This is a genomic window from Streptomyces sp. C1-1 (assembly GCF_050214755.1).
Classification (GTDB): Bacteria; Actinomycetota; Actinomycetes; order Streptomycetales; family Streptomycetaceae; genus Streptomyces.
Genome location: NZ_CP189826.1, coordinates 4,862,459 through 4,878,666, shown reverse-complemented (window position 1 = coordinate 4,878,666; position 16,208 = coordinate 4,862,459). Strand labels below are relative to the sequence as shown.

12 protein-coding genes are annotated in these 16,208 nt (G+C 72.6%); 8 read left to right on the top strand and 4 right to left on the bottom strand.

The features are described 5' to 3' along the window. Positions 1-18 precede the first annotated feature (18 nt). Together ACQF4J_RS22260 and ACQF4J_RS22255 are read right to left on the bottom strand one after the other, a co-directional pair. Positions 19-855 (bottom strand): PhzF family phenazine biosynthesis protein, encoded by an 837-nt coding sequence (locus ACQF4J_RS22260; RefSeq protein ID WP_351570941.1) that lies wholly within the window; start codon positions 853-855, stop codon positions 19-21. 38 nt (positions 856-893) lie between these two features. Continuing rightward, positions 894-1,613: a sulfite exporter TauE/SafE family protein gene (locus ACQF4J_RS22255; RefSeq protein WP_351570944.1), complete on the bottom strand. Its 720-nt coding sequence runs from the start codon at positions 1,611-1,613 to the stop codon at positions 894-896. A 195-nt stretch (positions 1,614-1,808) separates the two neighbouring features. Between ACQF4J_RS22255 and ACQF4J_RS22250 the strand changes: the two genes are divergently transcribed. From ACQF4J_RS22250 to ACQF4J_RS22235, 4 genes are all read left to right on the top strand, one after another. Then, complete coding sequence (locus ACQF4J_RS22250; RefSeq protein WP_351570953.1) at positions 1,809-3,080, top strand: aspartate kinase; 1,272 nt, start codon at positions 1,809-1,811, stop codon at positions 3,078-3,080. Continuing rightward, a complete protein-coding gene (locus tag ACQF4J_RS22245) occupies positions 3,080-4,138 on the top strand; it encodes an aspartate-semialdehyde dehydrogenase (RefSeq protein ID WP_351570956.1) in 1,059 nt (352 codons plus the stop codon). The genes ACQF4J_RS22250 and ACQF4J_RS22245 overlap by 1 nt, the downstream gene beginning before the upstream one ends. Before the next feature lie 454 nt (positions 4,139-4,592). Further along, on the top strand, positions 4,593-5,189 hold the full coding sequence (locus tag ACQF4J_RS22240; protein ID WP_385229011.1) for a SigE family RNA polymerase sigma factor: 597 nt from the start codon (positions 4,593-4,595) through the stop codon (positions 5,187-5,189). Then, positions 5,186-6,346 (top strand): hypothetical protein, encoded by a 1,161-nt coding sequence (locus tag ACQF4J_RS22235; RefSeq protein ID WP_427166636.1) that lies wholly within the window; start codon positions 5,186-5,188, stop codon positions 6,344-6,346. Before ACQF4J_RS22240 ends, ACQF4J_RS22235 begins: the two co-directional genes overlap by 4 nt. On the opposite strand, the gene ACQF4J_RS22230 is transcribed toward ACQF4J_RS22235, so the two are convergent. Next, complete coding sequence (locus ACQF4J_RS22230; RefSeq protein ID WP_351801398.1) at positions 6,319-7,113, bottom strand: SURF1 family protein; 795 nt, start codon at positions 7,111-7,113, stop codon at positions 6,319-6,321. The two genes, ACQF4J_RS22235 and ACQF4J_RS22230, sit on opposite strands and share 28 nt — an antisense overlap. A gap of 168 nt (positions 7,114-7,281) precedes the next feature. Here ACQF4J_RS22230 and ACQF4J_RS22225 point away from each other — a divergent pair, with 168 nt between their 5' ends. Continuing rightward, positions 7,282-9,108 (top strand): prolyl oligopeptidase family serine peptidase, encoded by a 1,827-nt coding sequence (locus ACQF4J_RS22225; protein WP_427166634.1) that lies wholly within the window; start codon positions 7,282-7,284, stop codon positions 9,106-9,108. A gap of 96 nt (positions 9,109-9,204) precedes the next feature. On the opposite strand, the gene ACQF4J_RS22220 is transcribed toward ACQF4J_RS22225, so the two are convergent. Continuing rightward, on the bottom strand, positions 9,205-11,100 hold the full coding sequence (locus ACQF4J_RS22220) for an NAD-binding protein (protein ID WP_427166632.1): 1,896 nt from the start codon (positions 11,098-11,100) through the stop codon (positions 9,205-9,207). Positions 11,101-11,292: 192 nt separating this feature from the next. Here ACQF4J_RS22220 and ACQF4J_RS22215 point away from each other — a divergent pair, with 192 nt between their 5' ends. The 3 genes from ACQF4J_RS22215 (at position 11,293) to ACQF4J_RS22205 (ending at position 16,208) form a co-directional block, all read left to right on the top strand. Further along, positions 11,293-12,375, top strand: coding sequence for a permease (locus ACQF4J_RS22215; protein ID WP_427166631.1), 1,083 nt, complete (start codon positions 11,293-11,295; stop codon positions 12,373-12,375). Next, on the top strand, positions 12,372-13,139 hold the full coding sequence (locus ACQF4J_RS22210; RefSeq protein ID WP_427166629.1) for a TIGR03943 family putative permease subunit: 768 nt from the start codon (positions 12,372-12,374) through the stop codon (positions 13,137-13,139). Before ACQF4J_RS22215 ends, ACQF4J_RS22210 begins: the two co-directional genes overlap by 4 nt. A 75-nt stretch (positions 13,140-13,214) precedes the next feature. Continuing rightward, positions 13,215-16,208 (top strand): glycine--tRNA ligase, encoded by a 2,994-nt coding sequence (locus tag ACQF4J_RS22205; protein WP_427166627.1) that lies wholly within the window; start codon positions 13,215-13,217, stop codon positions 16,206-16,208.

The following is a 16,208-nucleotide window of genomic DNA, read 5'->3' as shown; positions in this document are numbered from 1 at the left end:
GACCGTTCGAGGCTCGGATCAGATCGGTACGGCCGCGCCGGCCACGGCGATTCCCGTGCCCGGCTCCGCCGGTACGGTCACGGTGATCGTGCTCGGCCGGCCCATGTCCGCGCCCTGGTGGACGGTCACGGTCGCGGGCGTCGCCACCAGCCCCAGCTCGCGGAGGTAGCCGCCGAGAGCGGCCGCCGCCGCACCGGTCGCCGGGTCCTCGACGACGCCGCCGGGCGGGAACGGGTTGCGGGCGTGGAAGACCGTGGGGGACTCCCGCCAGACCAGGTCGACGGTCGTCCAGCCGTGACGGTCCATGAGGACGGCGAGCGCGCCCATGTCGTAGTCCAGTTCGGCCAGCCGCTCGCGGTCGGCGGCGGCGAGGACCGGATGCCAGGCGCCGGCGAAGGCCGCGCGGGGCGGCAGCGCCGGGTCCAGGTCCTCGGCTGCCCAGCCAAGGATCGCCAGCAGTTCGGCCAGGTCGGCCTCCGGGAGCGGCGCCGTACGCGGGGCGACGCTCACCAGGGTCGCCACCAGCGTGCCGTCGGCCGTGCGGTCGGTGGTGACCGTGACGAGGCCCGCCCTCGTGCGCAGCCGCAGCCGTCCGGTGCCGTGCCGCTCCGCGTGCGCGACCGCCGTCGCGATCGTCGCGTGACCGCAGAACGACACCTCGGCGAGCGGGCTGAAGTACCGCACGTCCAGGGCGCCGTCCTGGGACGGCACGACGAACGCCGTCTCCGAGTAGCCGACCTCGGCGGCGGCCGCCAGCATCGTCGCGTCGTCGACGCCGGTGGCATCGAGCACGACACCCGCCGGGTTGCCGCCCGCGGGGTCGGTGCTGAACGCCACGTATCGCAGAATCTCCATCGGGCGACCGTATCCGAACTGCCGTACGCCGCAGGCGCTCACAGCCCCCACAGTCCCTTCCCCACGGCCGTCACCCCGCCGGTCAGCGCCAGCGCCAGCACCAGCAGGCGGGCTCGCTTCTCGGGTGTGCGCTCCGCGAGCGACCTGCCGACGATCGCGCCGGCCGCCATCGCGCAGGCCACCGCCGCCCACTGGCCGCCGGCCAGCCGCGGTGCCCCGTTCGCGGCCACCGAGAAGGCGTTCACCACCACCCCGTAGAACTGCGCGTTCGGCACGAACTCCCGTACCGACCAGCCCGCGTTGAGCGCGTACAGGGAGATCGGCGGTCCGCCCACGCCCGCCGCCGAGTTCATGAACCCGCCGACGGCACCGGCGGCGACCGCCCCCTTCGTCCCGCGCAGCGCGGCCACCCGCGCACCCCGCATCACCAGCAGCACGGCGACGGTCACCAGGCCGCCCATCACCAACAGCAGGACGGGCGGCGGGAGTCGCCGGGTCAGCCAGGCCCCCGCCGGGACCGTGCAGGCCGCCGCCAGGCACAGCGGGACCATCGCGGCGGCCCGTACCCGCCGCCAGCCGCCCGCGAGCCCGACGACGCTGATGGCGCCCGCCGCGCAGTTGGCCAGGACCACCCCGTTCACCGGCCCCAGCAGCAGCACCAGCGCGGGTACGGCGACCAGCGCGAAGCCCATGCCGGTCAGCCACTGCACCGACGAGCCGAGCAGCACGATGCCGACCAGCAGTACGTCCGTGCCCACGCGACCACTCCCCGTGAATTCTGAGCCCAGCCGTCATTGTGACCCGGGGCACTTTCCGAGTGGTGCGGACGTTCGAGGGGCAGGTGCTGTCCGGAACACGAGCCGAACGGGGTCTCACGATGCGATATCGCGGAGGGGATTTTCGGACGCTCGTTAAACTGAGCCGACATATACGGGACTGAGCGAGGAGCGCACGTGGGCCTTGTCGTGCAGAAGTACGGAGGCTCCTCCGTAGCCGATGCCGAAGGCATCAAGCGCGTCGCCAAGCGGATCGTGGAAGCGAAGAAGAACGGCAACCAGGTGGTTGTCGTCGTTTCCGCGATGGGCGACACGACGGACGAGCTGATCGATCTCGCCGAGCAGGTTTCTCCCATGCCTGCCGGGCGGGAGTTCGACATGCTGCTGACCGCCGGAGAGCGGATCTCCATGGCACTGCTGGCCATGGCGATCAAAAACCTGGGCCACGAGGCCCAGAGCTTCACCGGCAGCCAGGCGGGCGTCATCACCGACTCCGTCCACAACAAAGCCCGCATCATCGACGTGACGCCGGGGCGCATCCGCACCGCGCTCGACGAGGGCAACATCGCCATCGTCGCCGGCTTCCAGGGCGTCAGCGCCGACAAGAAGGACATCACGACCCTCGGTCGCGGTGGCTCCGACACCACGGCGGTCGCGCTGGCCGCGGCCCTCGACGCCGAGGTGTGCGAGATCTACACCGACGTCGACGGCGTGTTCACCGCCGACCCGCGTGTGGTGAAGAAGGCGAAGAAGATCGACTGGATCTCCTTCGAGGACATGCTGGAGCTGGCCTCGTCCGGTTCCAAGGTGCTGCTCCACCGCTGCGTGGAGTACGCCCGCCGCTACAACATTCCGATCCACGTCCGGTCCAGCTTCAGCGGACTGCAGGGCACCTGGGTCAGCAGTGAGCCGATTGGGGACCAGAAGGTGGAGCAGGCCATCATCTCCGGTGTCGCGCACGACACCTCCGAGGCCAAGGTCACGGTCGTCGGCGTACCGGACAAGCCGGGCGAGGCCGCCGTCATCTTCCGCGCCATCGCCGACGCCGAGATCAACATCGACATGGTGGTGCAGAACGTGTCGGCCGCGTCCACCGGGCTGACCGACATCTCCTTCACCCTTCCCAAGACCGAGGGCCGCAAGGCCATCGACGCCCTGGAGAAGGCGAAGGTCGGCATCGGCTTCGACTCGCTGCGCTACGACGACCAGATCGGCAAGATCTCCCTCGTCGGCGCCGGCATGAAGACCAACCCGGGCGTCACCGCGGCCTTCTTCGAGGCGCTGTCCGACGCGGGCGTGAACATCGAGCTGATCTCGACCTCCGAGATCCGCATCTCCGTCGTCACCCGCGCCGACGACGTCCCGGACGCCGTGCGCGCCGTGCACAGCGCCTTCGGCCTGGACTCCGACAGCGACGAGGCCGTCGTCTACGGGGGCACCGGACGCTGATGTCTGGCACCGGACGGCCGACGCTCGCGGTCGTGGGAGCAACCGGGGCCGTCGGCACGGTCATGCTCCAGATCCTGTCCCAGCACGCGGACATCTGGGGCGAGATCCGTCTGATCGCCTCGCCGCGCTCGGCCGGCCGCAAGCTGGCCGTGCGCGGTGAGCAGGTCGAGGTGGTGGCGCTGACCGAGGAGGCCTTCGACGGGGTCGACGTCGCCATGTTCGACGTGCCCGACGAGGTCGCCGAGCGGTGGGCGCCCCTCGCCGCCGCCCGGGGCGCGGTCGTGGTGGACAACTCGGGCGCCTTCCGGATGGACCCGGAGGTCCCGCTGGTCGTCCCCGAGGTCAATCCGCACTGCGCCCGTCGCCGGCCGCGCGGGATCATCGCCAACCCCAACTGCACGACCCTGTCGATGATCGTGGCGCTCGGCGCGCTGCACGCCGAGTTCGGGCTGCGCGAGCTGGTGGTGTCCTCGTACCAGGCGGTGAGCGGGGCCGGCCGCGCCGGTGTCGAGACGCTCCGGCAGCAGCTGGCGCTGGTGGCCGGCACGGAGCTGGGGACGCACCCGGGCGACCTGCGGCGGGCCGTCGGCGACAACACCGGGCCGTTCCCGGAGCCGGTCGCGCTGAACGTCGTACCGTGGGCCGGGTCGTTGCGTGCGGACGGCTGGTCGTCGGAGGAGATGAAGGTGCGGGACGAGACCCGCAAGATCCTCGGGCTGCCCGCCCTTCCGGTCGCGGTCACGTGCGTGCGGGTCCCGGTCGTCACCACGCACTCCCTGACCGTCCACGCCCGCTTCGAGGGCGAGGTCACCGTGGAGGGGGCCCGCGAGATCCTGGCCACCGCGCCCGGCGTCGTCCTCTTCGACGACCCGGCCGCCGGCGAGTTCCCCACACCCGCCGACGTGGTGGGCACCGACCCGACCTGGGTGGGCAGGGTGCGGCGCGCGCTGGACGATCCGACCGCGCTCGAACTGTTCGTCTGCGGGGACAACCTGCGCAAGGGCGCGGCCCTCAACACCGCCCAGATCGCCGAGCTGGTGGCCGCCGAGCGGGTGTGAGCCGAGACGCCCCGGCGGTGGGTCCGGGGCGGTTTGTATGATCTCTGAACGAAGTGTGAGCCGGTCCATGGTCCGGACCACTTGCTGTGGACCCGGTCGGCGTCCGAAGATTTTCCTCCCCGTTCTTCCGCAACCGCGCGAAGGGCGGGGAGCGTCTTTGCGAACGCCCTTCAGGGGGCCGAACGTCCTCCAGGGGGCCGAGCGCCTCCGGGAGTCGGCGGGGACGCGGTACGAGGTGTGGGGACACCTCGGTCAATCTGGATATAGGGGAAGAGCGGGTAGGCATGAGGGCGTTTGACGCACGGTCGGTTGTGCTGCCTGACGCGAGACGGCCGGTCGCGGCACATGACGCGAAAGTGACGCCCGGCACGTACAACCTTGACGGGGGGAAGTGTGTCCAACTGACGTGGCCCAGGTTCTCGACTTCAGCGCTGCTACGCGCAGCCGACCCCGCATGCCCGGCGCGCCCGGCGGCATGCCGGTGATCGCGCCCATGCCCGCAGCGCGGCCCACCCGCATACCCAGTCAGCGCGACGGCGTCGAGGATGTCGTGGCGGCCGGAACCACCGTCGACCACCTGACCGAGACCTATCGCGCGCACTACCGCTCGCTGCTGGGCCTCGCAGCGCTCCTGCTCGACGACACCGCGTCCTGCGAGGACGTCGTCCAGGAGGCCTTCATCCGCGTCCACTCCGCGCGCAAGCGCGTCCGCGACCCGGAGAAGACGCTCGCCTATCTGCGGCAGACGGTCGTCAACCTCTCCCGCTCGGCCCTGCGCCGCCGCATCCTCGGCCTCAAGCTGCTGTCCAAGCCGATGCCGGACATGGCAAGCGCGGAGGAGGGGGCGTACGACCAGCTGGAGCGCGACTCCCTCATCAAGGCCATGAAGGGGCTGCAGCGCCGGCAGCGCGAGGTCCTGGTGCTGCGCTACTTCGCGGACATGACGGAGGCCCAGGTCGCCGAGACGCTCGGCATATCGCTGGGCTCGGTGAAGGCGTACGGCTCCCGCGGCATCGCCGCCCTGCGCGTCGCGATGGAGGCACCGGCATGAACCGGGACGCCCAGGGACCCGACTCCCGAGACCGCCACGAACCCTTCGCCTGGCACGAGCCGACGGCACCGCACGAGCAAGAGCACACGCAATCGCACGCTGGGAACGGAACTGTGAACCACGGCCCCGACGACCAGAGCCCCGACGGGTTCGACTCGGACGAGCTGGCTCTGCGCAGGATGCTGCACCAGGCGGTGCAGACGGTCGAGCCGCGCGACGGCACACTGGAGCACCTGCGGCGGGCCGTGCCCGCCCGGCGCGCCCGCAAGCGGCAGGCGATGGTCGGCATGGCGGCCGCGGCCCTCTTCCTCGGCACCGCCGTCCCGGCCCTGGTGCACGTCTCCAACTCCACCGGCTCGGACGTCAACCCGTCCGTCGCCGGTCAGGCCTCACAGGCCCAGGGCGGGGCGAACCAGGGAAAAACCAACGGCAGTGAGAGCACTGCCGGCGGCACCTCCGGCAAGTCCGGGAACGCCGGCAAGAACGGCACCAAGGGCGACGGCAAGGGCAAGAACTCCGGTGCCGCCACCGGCGGCACCGCCGGCACCGACCCCTCGGCGACCTCCGCGACGGCCCCGGTCTGCACGGCCGGCCAGCTCGGCCAGGCCACCGGCAGCGCCGCCGCCCCCGACGCCGCGGGCACCGTCTACGGCACCTTCCGCGTCGTGAACGTCTCCAGCACCTCCTGCACGGTCGACGCCCTCGGCTCGGTGGGCTTCCAGACGGCCGGCGCCGCGGACTCCACGAAGATCAGCACCATGCGGCACGTGTCCGGCGACGCGGCGGCCGGCCTGCCCGACCCGTCCACCGAGCTCGCCTCACTGATCCTGCAGCCCGGCGCGGCCTACGAGGTGAAGTTCGCCTGGGTGCCCTCCCAGAGCTGCCCCAGCACCGGCGGCGACAGCGGCGGCACCACGGACGGCGGCCCCACCGCCGACCCGTCCCCCACGGGCGACACCACCAGTAGCACCACCGGCACCACGTCCACGGGCACGGACAGCGGCGTGACCACCCAGATGCTCAGGACGGACGGCACGGCGGACGGCAGCGTGATCGTGTCGCACACGACGCAGGCGGGGTCACCCACGGCCACCGCGACGGTGCCGAACGCGTGCGCCGGAATCGTCTACTACACGGGGCTGCTCGCGGGGTCCTGAGCCTCGGTCTCGCTCACCAGCCCCATCGCCGCGTCGCGCGCGAACTCCACCTCCCGGCGCACCAGCCGGAACCACATGAACACCACGAACCCGGCGAACACGAACCACTCGCCGGTGTAACCGAGGTTCTGGAAGGCCTTCAGGTCCAGCCCGGAGTCGGCCGGCGCCTTCGCCGGCACGGCCTTCATCCCGGAGTCCGCCTTGTTCAGGGTGACCCACGCGTCGTACACGTCGTAGGGCACCAGGTTCACCAGCGACGCCGCGCTGATCGCGGCGGTCTGCCCGGCCGGCAGGCCGCCCCGCGCGCTCACCCCGTTGTCCCCGGGCGTCTCGGACGCCTGCAGCGCGCCGGTGACGGTGACCTCACCGCTCGGCGCGGCGGGGGCCCGGGCCGCGTCCGCCGGCCCCGGCAGCCAGCCCCGCACCACCGGCAGCGCCTTGCCGCCGTCGACGCGCAGCAGCGTCAGCACGTAGTACCCCTGCCTGCCGTCCAGGGTGCGGTCCGGCACCAGCAGCTGCCTGCCCCAGCGGCCGGTCGCGGTGGCCTGCCGGCCCGACGTGGCCTTGTTCACGGGCAGCAGCTCCCGCAGGGGACGGGCAGCCTCCCGCTTGCTGTCCGCGGCCTGCGCGGTCGCCTGGCGGTGGTCCTGCACCCGGCCCTCGAAGCGGCTCAGCTGCCATGACCCCATGAAGATGCAGAACGGGATGGCGAGCAGCACGAAGACGTTGATCCCCCACCACCGGGGCGTCAGCAGAAACCGGTACACGCCCTCCACGGTACGGGGCCGCCGCGCCGGGCCCGGCCGCGGGGTTCGCTCCGGTGCGCCCGCCGACCGACCTGCTTGGACGTGTGTTCGGTAAGGGTGCGGTAGAAGTTATCCACAGCCTGCGGACCCTGTCGGCGCATTGTCCGTGCGGGCAGGCAGTATGGGGCCATGACTGAGAGCAACGGGTCCGCTGCCCCCAAGCGGAACGAGGACATGCCCGACTGGGAGAAGCGCTTCCGGGCACCGCGGGTGTCGCTGCCCGACTGGGCCGAGGACGCCCCGGACCGCTCCCTGTTCGTGTCGAACGCGACGGGCACGTACGAGCTGTACGCCTGGGACCGGGCCACGGGCGTTCAGCGCCAGGTCACGGACCGGCCGAACGGCACGACGGACGGCGTGCTCTCCCCGGACGGCGCATGGGTCTGGTGGTTCGACGACAAGGACGGCGACGAGTTCGGCGTCTGGCGCAGACAGTCCTTCGACGGCGGCCCCGACGAACTCGCCGCCCCGGGCCTGGACGCCTCCTACCCGGCCGGTCTGGCCCTGGGCCGCGACGGCGCCACGGCGGTCGTCGGCCGCTCCACGGACGAGGAGGGCACGACGATCCACCTCGTGCGCGACGGCTCGGCCCCCGCGGAGATCTACCGCCACCGGGAGTCGGCGGGCGTCGGCGACCTCTCCCACGACGGCTCCCTGATCGCGATCGAGCACACCGAGCACGGCGACGCCATGCACTCGGCGCTGCGGGTCCTGCGCGCCGACGGCACCCCCGTCGCCGACCTCGACGACACCAGGGACGGCACCGAGGAGCTGGGCCTGGAGGTGCTGGGCTTCGCCCCGGTCGAGGGCGACACCCGCCTGCTCATCGGCCACCAGCGCCGGGGCCGCTGGGAGCCGCTGGTGTGGGACGTGGCGACCGGCGAGGAGACCGGCCTCGCCCTGGAGCTGCCCGGCGACGTGAGCGCCGAGTGGTACCCGGACGGCGCGGGCCTGCTCATCGTGCACAGCTTCGAGGCCCGCAGCGAACTCTTCCGGTACGACCTGGCCGGCCGCGCCCTGGAACGGATCCCCACCCCGCCCGGCTCCGTCTCCGGCGCCACGGCCCGCCCCGACGGCAGCGTGGAGTACCTGTGGTCCTCCGCCGCCGAGCCCTCGGCGGTGCGGTCCACGACCGGCGGGGTCGTCCTCGACCCGCCCGGCCTGAAGTCTCCGGGCTCGGTCCCGGTGGAGGACGTGTGGGTGGAGGGCCCCGGCGGCCGTGTCCACGCCCTGGTGCAGAAGCCGGCCGGAGCCACCGGCCCCCTGCCGACCGTGTTCGACATCCACGGCGGACCCACCTGGCACGACAGCGACGCGTTCGCGGCGGGCCCGGCGGCCTGGGTCGACCACGGCTACGCGGTGATCCGCGTCAACTACCGCGGCTCCACGGGCTACGGCCGCGCCTGGACCGACGCCCTCAAGCACCGTGTCGGCCTGATCGAGCTGGAGGATGTCGCGGCGGTCCGCGACTGGGCCGTGGCCTCCGGCCTCGCCGACCCCGACCGCCTCGTCCTCACCGGCGGGTCCTGGGGCGGCTACCTCACCCTCCTCGGCCTCGGCACCCAGCCGGACGCATGGACCCTGGGCATCGCCGCGGTTCCGGTCGCCGACTACGTCACGGCCTACCAAGACGAGATGGAAGCCCTGAAGGCCATGGACCGCACCCTGCTGGGCGGCACCCCGGAGGAGGTCCCGGAGCGCTTCGAGGCGTCCTCGCCCCTGACCTACGTGGACAAGGTCACGGCCCCCGTCTACATCTCGGCCGGTGTCAACGACCCACGCTGCCCGATCCGCCAGATCGAGAACTACGTGAAGCGCCTGGAGGCCAGGGGCGCGGTCCACGAGGTGTACCGCTACGACGCGGGCCACGGTTCCCTGGTGGTGGACGAACGCATCAAGCAGGTACGCCTGGAACTGGAATTCGCGGAGCGGTACTTGGCAGCCGAGACGGCCTAGCCGCGGGCAGTCGTGCCGCTGGGGCGGCACGGGTGGGCGCGGCGGCACCCCGCAGGCGCGGGCGAGCCAAACCCACCCGGCCGACCCCGACGCCGGTCACGTCCCGGCCGGCTCCCGTCGCCGCCGCCCCAGCAACTCGGCCATCCCCACCCGCGTCGCGGCCATCACCACCCGATCCGACTTCCGCAGCACATACGCGTCGTCCAGATCCCACACCAGCCCCGCACCTCCGACACCCCGGCCGTCCTCGTAGGCCTCCTCGGCGGCCGGCTCCTGCCGCCCCGCCGCCGACACCCCCCGTTCCAACGCCAGCACCCGCCACGACCCCGCCCGGAACGCCTGCGCGACCGTCTTCCCCTCCAACTGCGGGTGCCCGTCCACTTCCACCGCGGCGAACAGCAGCACCCGCCGCTCGACGGGGATCGCCCCCAGAATCTGGCGCCCCATCATCGCCCCGGCGAAAGCGGGGGCGGCCAGATGGGACACGCTCCGGCTCCGGGTGGACGCCCGCGGATGGGCGGCCCGCAGGGTCCGGTACACGGCGGTCGCGAAGTCGTCGTCGTACAGCCGCAGCACCACCCGCAGATCGGGCCGCACGGAGCGGGCGTACAGCGCGGCCTCCAGATTGGTCGTGTCCGCGCTGGTCACCGCGAGCAGCGCCTCCGCCCGGTGGATCTTGGCGGCCTCCAGGACGCCCTCCTGGGTGACGTCGCCGAGGACGACGGGCACCCGCAGCCGCCGGGCCGTGGCCAGGCCCCGCGCGTCGGGGTCGGACTCGACGCACACCACCGGGATCTGCAGTTCCCGCAGCCGGGTCAGCACTCGCGTGCCGATCTTGCCCAGCCCGAGGAGGACGACATGCCCGCTCAGCCCGCGCGGCGGCTTGCGCAGCGCGGAGGCCGTGCGGAAGGTGCCCAGCGCCTCCAGGACCGCGGCCAGCAGCACCGGCAGCAGCAGCAATCCCACCAGTCCGGACAGGAGTTGGAGGATCTGGCGGCCGAGGGGCTGTCCGATGGCGGGGTCGTCGATGGCGAAGAGGTCGAGCAGGGTCAGGTAGAAGGCCCGCAGCGGGTGCATCCGGGTCACCGCCGACAGGGCGATGGCGAGTGCGATCACGCACGCGGCCATGCCCGCCAGGGACCATCGCAGCCGCCGCGAGAACAGAGACGCGAACGGCACGGCACCTCGGGCCGGCGGCAGCGCGGGCCCGGAGTACGACACCTGCTCCAGCACCACCGTCCCGCGCCCGGTCGCACGCCGCACCGCCGCCGCGTCGGGGAGCAGCAACGGCTCCTGATCGGCGCCGAGTTCGCCGCCGTCGGCCACGGCCGGGTCGTTGCTGGAGAGCACCGCCAGCGTGGCCAGACCCGGTGCCGGGAGCTGACCGGGGCGCGGCGTGCGCTCCACCGCGCGCAGCAGCAGCCCGTCGGTCTGGACGACCTTGCTGGTGCCGGCGACGGCGGTGGCGGCCAGCGCCGGCGCGGCCGTGTCGGCGTCGGACAGCACGGTCGTGGAGGCGTCGAAGCCGGTGGCGTCGGAGCCGCCCGCGGCCAACGCGGCCGCCTGGTCGAGGAGTTCCTCGATGTGCTGGCCGAGCCGCCGGTTGTACAGGCGCAGCACGAGCCGCAGCCGGGGGTTCAGGCGGCGGGCGGTGAGGGCGGCGCGGATGTTGGTCTCGTCGTCGTCGTACACGAGGGCGAGCGTGGCGGCCCGTTCCACGCCGGCTTCGGCCAGCACGGCCTCGGTCGCCTCGGCGGCCTCGACGACCTGCTGGGCGCCGACGGGTTCGGCGCCGCCCGCCCCGCCCGCCCGGCCCACGGCCGCGGTCACCCGGTCGAGCAGCGCCGTCGTCGTCGCGCGGGCCCGGCCCACCACCGGCAGCCGGACACCGCGCTCGGAGGGCGGGACGACGAGGGTGACCTGTTCGCCGTAGACACCGCGCAGTTCGGCGGCCAGCCGGTGGGCCAGTCCGTCGTCGCCGCAGACCACCATGTGCGCGGACCCGCCATCGTCCGGCTGACCTTGATTCGGAACGCTCGCCACGAGGGGAAAGACTGCCCCACCGGGACGGGTGGTTCCAGCGAAGAAACCGTACGGTCACTGAACGTCCACGCCGCTCCCGCCGTACTGAGGGGGAGCAGGACCAGCGCACCGCCGCAGCGCACCACCGGAGGTACCTCGCCCGTGGCCATCACCAGACCAGCCCCGACGGGCACGGACACCCACGAGCCGACGTGCGACGCCGCTCCCGAACCGCAGGCGACACCGACGGCGACACCGACGACGACACCGACGGCGACGCCGGCGGCCAGGTCCGGATCGGAGTCCAGGTCGCCGCTGGTCCTCACCATGGTCCTGCTGACGCTGGTGCTGCTGCAGGGCCCCATCCGCGGCGCCCTCAACGCACCCGTCATGCAGAGCTGGATGACGGTCTTCGTCGCCGTGCTCGTGCAGGCGCTGCCCTTCCTCGTGCTCGGCGTGCTGCTCTCGGCGGCCATCGCGGTGTTCGTGCCGCCAGCGTTCTTCGCCCGGGCGCTGCCCAGCCGGCCCGCCCTCGCGGTGCCGGTCGCCGGGATGGCGGGCGCGATGCTGCCGGGCTGCGAGTGCGCGTCCGTGCCGGTGGCCGGAGCGCTCGTGCGGCGGGGCGTGACCCCGGCGGCGGCGCTCGCCTTCCTCCTCTCCGCGCCGGCGATCAACCCGATCGTGCTGACGGCGACCGCGGTGGCCTTCCCCCGCAACCCCGAGATGGTCGTGGGCCGGTTCGTCGCCAGCCTGCTCGTGTCCTGCGTGATGGGCTGGCTGTGGCAGCGCCTCGGCCGCACGGACTGGCTGCGCACACCGCAACGCTCCCACTACGAGGGCCCGAGCAAGGGCGCCGCCTTCTGGAACTCGGTCCGGCACGACGTGATGCACGCGGGCGGATTCCTGGTGGTCGGCGCCATGGCCGCCGCGACGCTCAAGGCGGTGGCCCCGGCGAGCTGGCTGCGCACGGCGGCGGAGAACCCGCTGGTGGCGATCCTCGCGCTCGCCGTCCTGGCGGTCCTGCTGTCGATCTGCTCGGAGGCGGACGCGTTCGTGGCGGCGTCGCTGACGCAGTTCTCACTGACGGCCAAGCTGGCGTTCCTGGTGGTCGGCCCGATGATCGACCTCAAGCTGTTCGCGATGCAGGCGGGCACCTTCGGCCGCGGCTTCGCCCTGCGCTTCGCGCCCGCCACCTTCGTCCTCGCGATCACGGGCGCGGTGCTGACCGGGGCGGTGCTGCTGTGAACCGGCAGGCGCAGGCGGCGATCCTGTTCCTGACCGGCGCGGCCCTGCTGCACGCTGGCTTCACCGATCTGTACCTGCGCTACGTCAAGGCCGGACTGCAACCGCTGCTGCTGGCCTCCGGCGCGGTGCTGATCGTGGCGGCGCTGGCGACGGTCTGGTACGAGTGGCGGGGCCGCGGAGACCATGACACCGGGGACGCGCACGACGACCACGGTCACCACGGCGGGGACGCACACGACGACCACGGGCACACCCACCGCGAGCCCCGTATCTCCTGGCTGCTCGTCCTGCCCCTCCTCGCCCTCATCCTGGTCGCCCCGCCGGCGCTCGGCTCCTACAGCGCGATGCGCACCGGCACGGCCCTGCAGCAGCCGTACGGCTACAACAAGCTGCCCGCCACCGGCCCGCTCGACCTCAACGTGGTCGACTACGCCACCCGCGCCGTCTACGACCACGGCCGAAACCTCAAGGGCCGTGAGATCAAGGTCACCGGCTTCGTCGCCCTCGACCGCTCCGGCGCCCCCTACCTCGTCCGCATGGCCCTCAACTGCTGCGCCGCCGACGCGCAGCCGGTGAAGATCGCCCTGACCGGCAAGATCCCTCCGGTCCTGCAACCCGACAAGTGGCTTGAGATCACGGGGAGTTACACCGCGCGGCAGACGAGGGACCCGGTGAACAACGGCCCCGTCCCCTATCTGAAGGTGGCCTCCGCGGCCCCGGTGGCGACGCCGAAGGACCCGTACGACGAGAGCTGGAACAACTGAAGCGGCTGCCGCCGGGCTGTCCGCACCGAGAAACAGCAGGTCACGGAAGTCGGCCCTGTGACATCATGACGCCCCATGACGACCGGCCAGACCCCGCTGACGATGCAGGACGCCATCCTCACCCTCCAGAACTACTGGAGCGCCAACGGCTGCATGATCACGCAGCCGTTGAACACGGAGGTCGGCGCGGGTACGGCCAACCCGTCCACGGCGCTCAGGGTCATCGGCCCCGAGCCGTGGAGCGTCGCCTACGTCGAGCCCAGCGTGCGCCCGGACGACTCCCGCTACGGCGAGAACCCCAACCGTCTGCAGACGCACACCCAGTTCCAGGTGATCCTCAAGCCCGACCCGGGCAACCCGCAGGAGCTCTACCTCGGCAGCCTCGAAGCTCTCGGCGTCGACCTGACCGCCCACGACATCCGGTTCGTCGAGGACAACTGGGCCTCGCCCGCGCTCGGCGCCTGGGGGCTGGGCTGGGAGGTCTGGCTGGACGGCATGGAGATCACCCAGTTCACCTACTTCCAGCAGGTGGGCGGCGTCTCCCTCAGCCCGGTGTCGGTCGAGATCACGTACGGCCTGGAACGCATCCTGATGAACCTCCAGGGCGTCTCCCACTTCAAGGACATCGCCTACGCGCCCGGCATCACCTACGGCGAGGTGTTCGGCCAGAACGAGTACGAGATGAGCCGCTACTACCTCGACGACGCCGACGTGGACACCAACCACCGGCTGTTCGAGGCGTACGCGGCCGAGGCGCGGCGCCTGCTGGACCTGGAGCTGCCGGTCCCGGCGTACCTGTACGTCCTCAAGTGCAGCCACACCTTCAACGTCCTCGACGCGCGCGGCGCGATCAGCACCACCGAGCGCGCCAAGTCGTTCTCCCTGATGCGCGGCCTGACCCATGAGTCGGCCAAGCTGTGGGCCGCGCGCCGCACCGCCCTCGGCCACCCGCTCGGCGTCGCCCCCGAGCCCGCCCCGGCCGTGCGCGCTCCGCTGCCCACCGTGCCCGGCACCGAGACGCTGCTGTTCGAGATCGGCCTGGAGGAACTGCCGTACGCCGACGTCGTCGCCACCACCGACGCGGTGCGCGAGTCGGTCACCGCCAAGCTGGCCGCGACCCGCCTCAGGCACGGCCAGATCAACGTGATGGCCACCCCGCGCCGGGTCGTCGTCACCGTCGAGCGGGTGGAGCCGCGCGAGGCGGACACCGAGAAGACGGTGCGCGGGCCGAAGGCGGCGGCCGCCTACAAGGACGGCGCCCCGACGCAGGCCCTGCTGGGCTTCGCCCGCAGCCAGGGCGTCGAGCACGACGCCGTCCGGACCGTCACCGTCAAGGGCACCGACTACGTCGCCGTCACCCGCGAGGAGCCGGGCCGCCCGGCCACCGAGGTGCTCAGCGACCTGCTCTCCGAGGTCGTCTCCGGCCTGCGCGCCTCCCGCAACATGCGCTGGAACGATCCCGCGCTCTCCTTCTCCCGCCCGGTCCGCTGGCTGCTGGCCCTGCTCGGCCGCACGCCGCTGCCCGTGACGGTCTCCGCGCTGGCCTCCGGCACCACCACCCGCGTCCACCGCACCGCCGCCGACCCGGTCGTCCAGGTGACCACCGCCGAGGGCTACTCCCACTTCCTGAAGATGCACGGCATCGTGCTGGAGCGCGAGGTCCGTCACGACGCCGTGGTGCGCGGCGCCGAGCGGCTGGCGGCCGAGGTCGGCGGCCGTATCGACGCCGCGGGGCAGGCCGGGCTGATCGACGAGATCACCGACATCCTGGAGTTCCCGCACCCGGTCCGCGGCTCCTTCGAGGAGCGCTACCTCGACCTTCCGGCGAGCGTGCTGACCACCGTGATGCGCAAGCACCAGCGCTATCTTCCGGTGCTGGACGGCGACCGTCTGATGCCGTTCTTCGTCACCTTCGCCAACGGCGCCTGCGACGACGACGTGGTGCGGGCGGGCAACGAAGCCGTGCTGCGCGCCCGTTACGAGGACGCGGCCTTCTTCTGGCGGGCGGACCTGAAGGTGGCGCCCGCCGACTTCCGCGCCCGCCTGGACCAGCTGACCTTCGAGGACCGCCTCGGCACGGTCGCCGACCGGGCCACCCGCATCGCCGCCCTGGCCCTCGAACTCGCGGGCCGCGCGGGCCTTTCCGAGGACACGACGGCGACCGTCCGGCGCGCCGGTGAGCTGGCCAAGTTCGACCTGGCCTCGCAGATGGTCGTCGAGTTCTCCGGGCTGGCCGGGGTGATGGCCGAGGAGTACGCCCGCCGCGCCGGTGAGCCGGAGGAGGTCGCGCGGGCCCTGGCCGAGATGGAGCTGCCGCGCTCGGCCGGCGGCGCCCTGCCCGCCTCCGACGCGGGCGCCGTGCTCTCCCTCGCCGACCGCTTCGACCTGGTGACCGGCATGTTCGTGATCGGCGCGGTGCCGACGGGAAGCTCCGACCCGTACGGCGTGCGCCGGGCGGCCATCGGGCTGGTCAACGTCCTGCGCGCGGTACCGGCGACGGCCGCCGTCGGCGCGGGCGACGGCCTGCGCGCGGCTGCCGCCCGCTACACAGCCCAGGGCATCGAGGTCCCCGCCGAACGCCTCAGCGAGGCAGCCGAGTTGATCGCCCGCCGCTACGAGCAGCAGCTCACCGACGCGGGCCACGAACACCGCCTGGTGCAGGCGGTACGGGTGTGGGCGGACCGCCCGGCGACGGGGGACCGTGTGCTTGCGGCCCTCGAACTGCACGTGGACACCGCCGAGTTCGGCGCGCTGGTGGCGGCGCTGCAGCGGGTGGTGCGCATCCTGCCCGCCGACGAACTCAAGGACGCCGACCGCTCCCTGCTCACGGCACCGGCCGAACTGCGCCTGGCCGAGGCGGTGGAGGCGGTCCGCGGTGTCCTTAAGGGCCGGGAGGACGACCTCACCGCGCTGGTGGGCGCGTCCGCGCCGCTGGCCGAGGCGATCGACGCCTTCTTCGACGAGGTGCTCGTCATGGACCTCGACCTGGACATCCGCGCCGCGCGACTGTCCCTGCTGCAGGAGGTCGCACGACTGACCCGCGCGACCCTGGACTGGGCCGCCCTGTAG

Bases quoted from the DNA above. Each gene is read 5' to 3' on its own strand.
- ACQF4J_RS22240 (WP_385229011.1), top strand. From the start codon at position 4,593: ATGCCCGGCGCGCCCGGCGGCATGCCGGTGATCGCGCCCATGCCCGCA.
- ACQF4J_RS22225 (WP_427166634.1), top strand. From the start codon at position 7,282: ATGACTGAGAGCAACGGGTCCGCTGCCCCCAAGCGGAACGAGGACATG.
- ACQF4J_RS22260 (WP_351570941.1), bottom strand. From the start codon at position 855: ATGGAGATTCTGCGATACGTGGCGTTCAGCACCGACCCCGCGGGCGGC.
- ACQF4J_RS22220 (WP_427166632.1), bottom strand. From the start codon at position 11,100: ATGGTGGTCTGCGGCGACGACGGACTGGCCCACCGGCTGGCCGCCGAA.
- ACQF4J_RS22235 (WP_427166636.1), top strand. From the start codon at position 5,186: ATGAACCGGGACGCCCAGGGACCCGACTCCCGAGACCGCCACGAACCC.
- ACQF4J_RS22245 (WP_351570956.1), top strand. From the start codon at position 3,080: ATGTCTGGCACCGGACGGCCGACGCTCGCGGTCGTGGGAGCAACCGGG.
- ACQF4J_RS22205 (WP_427166627.1), top strand. From the start codon at position 13,215: ATGACGACCGGCCAGACCCCGCTGACGATGCAGGACGCCATCCTCACC.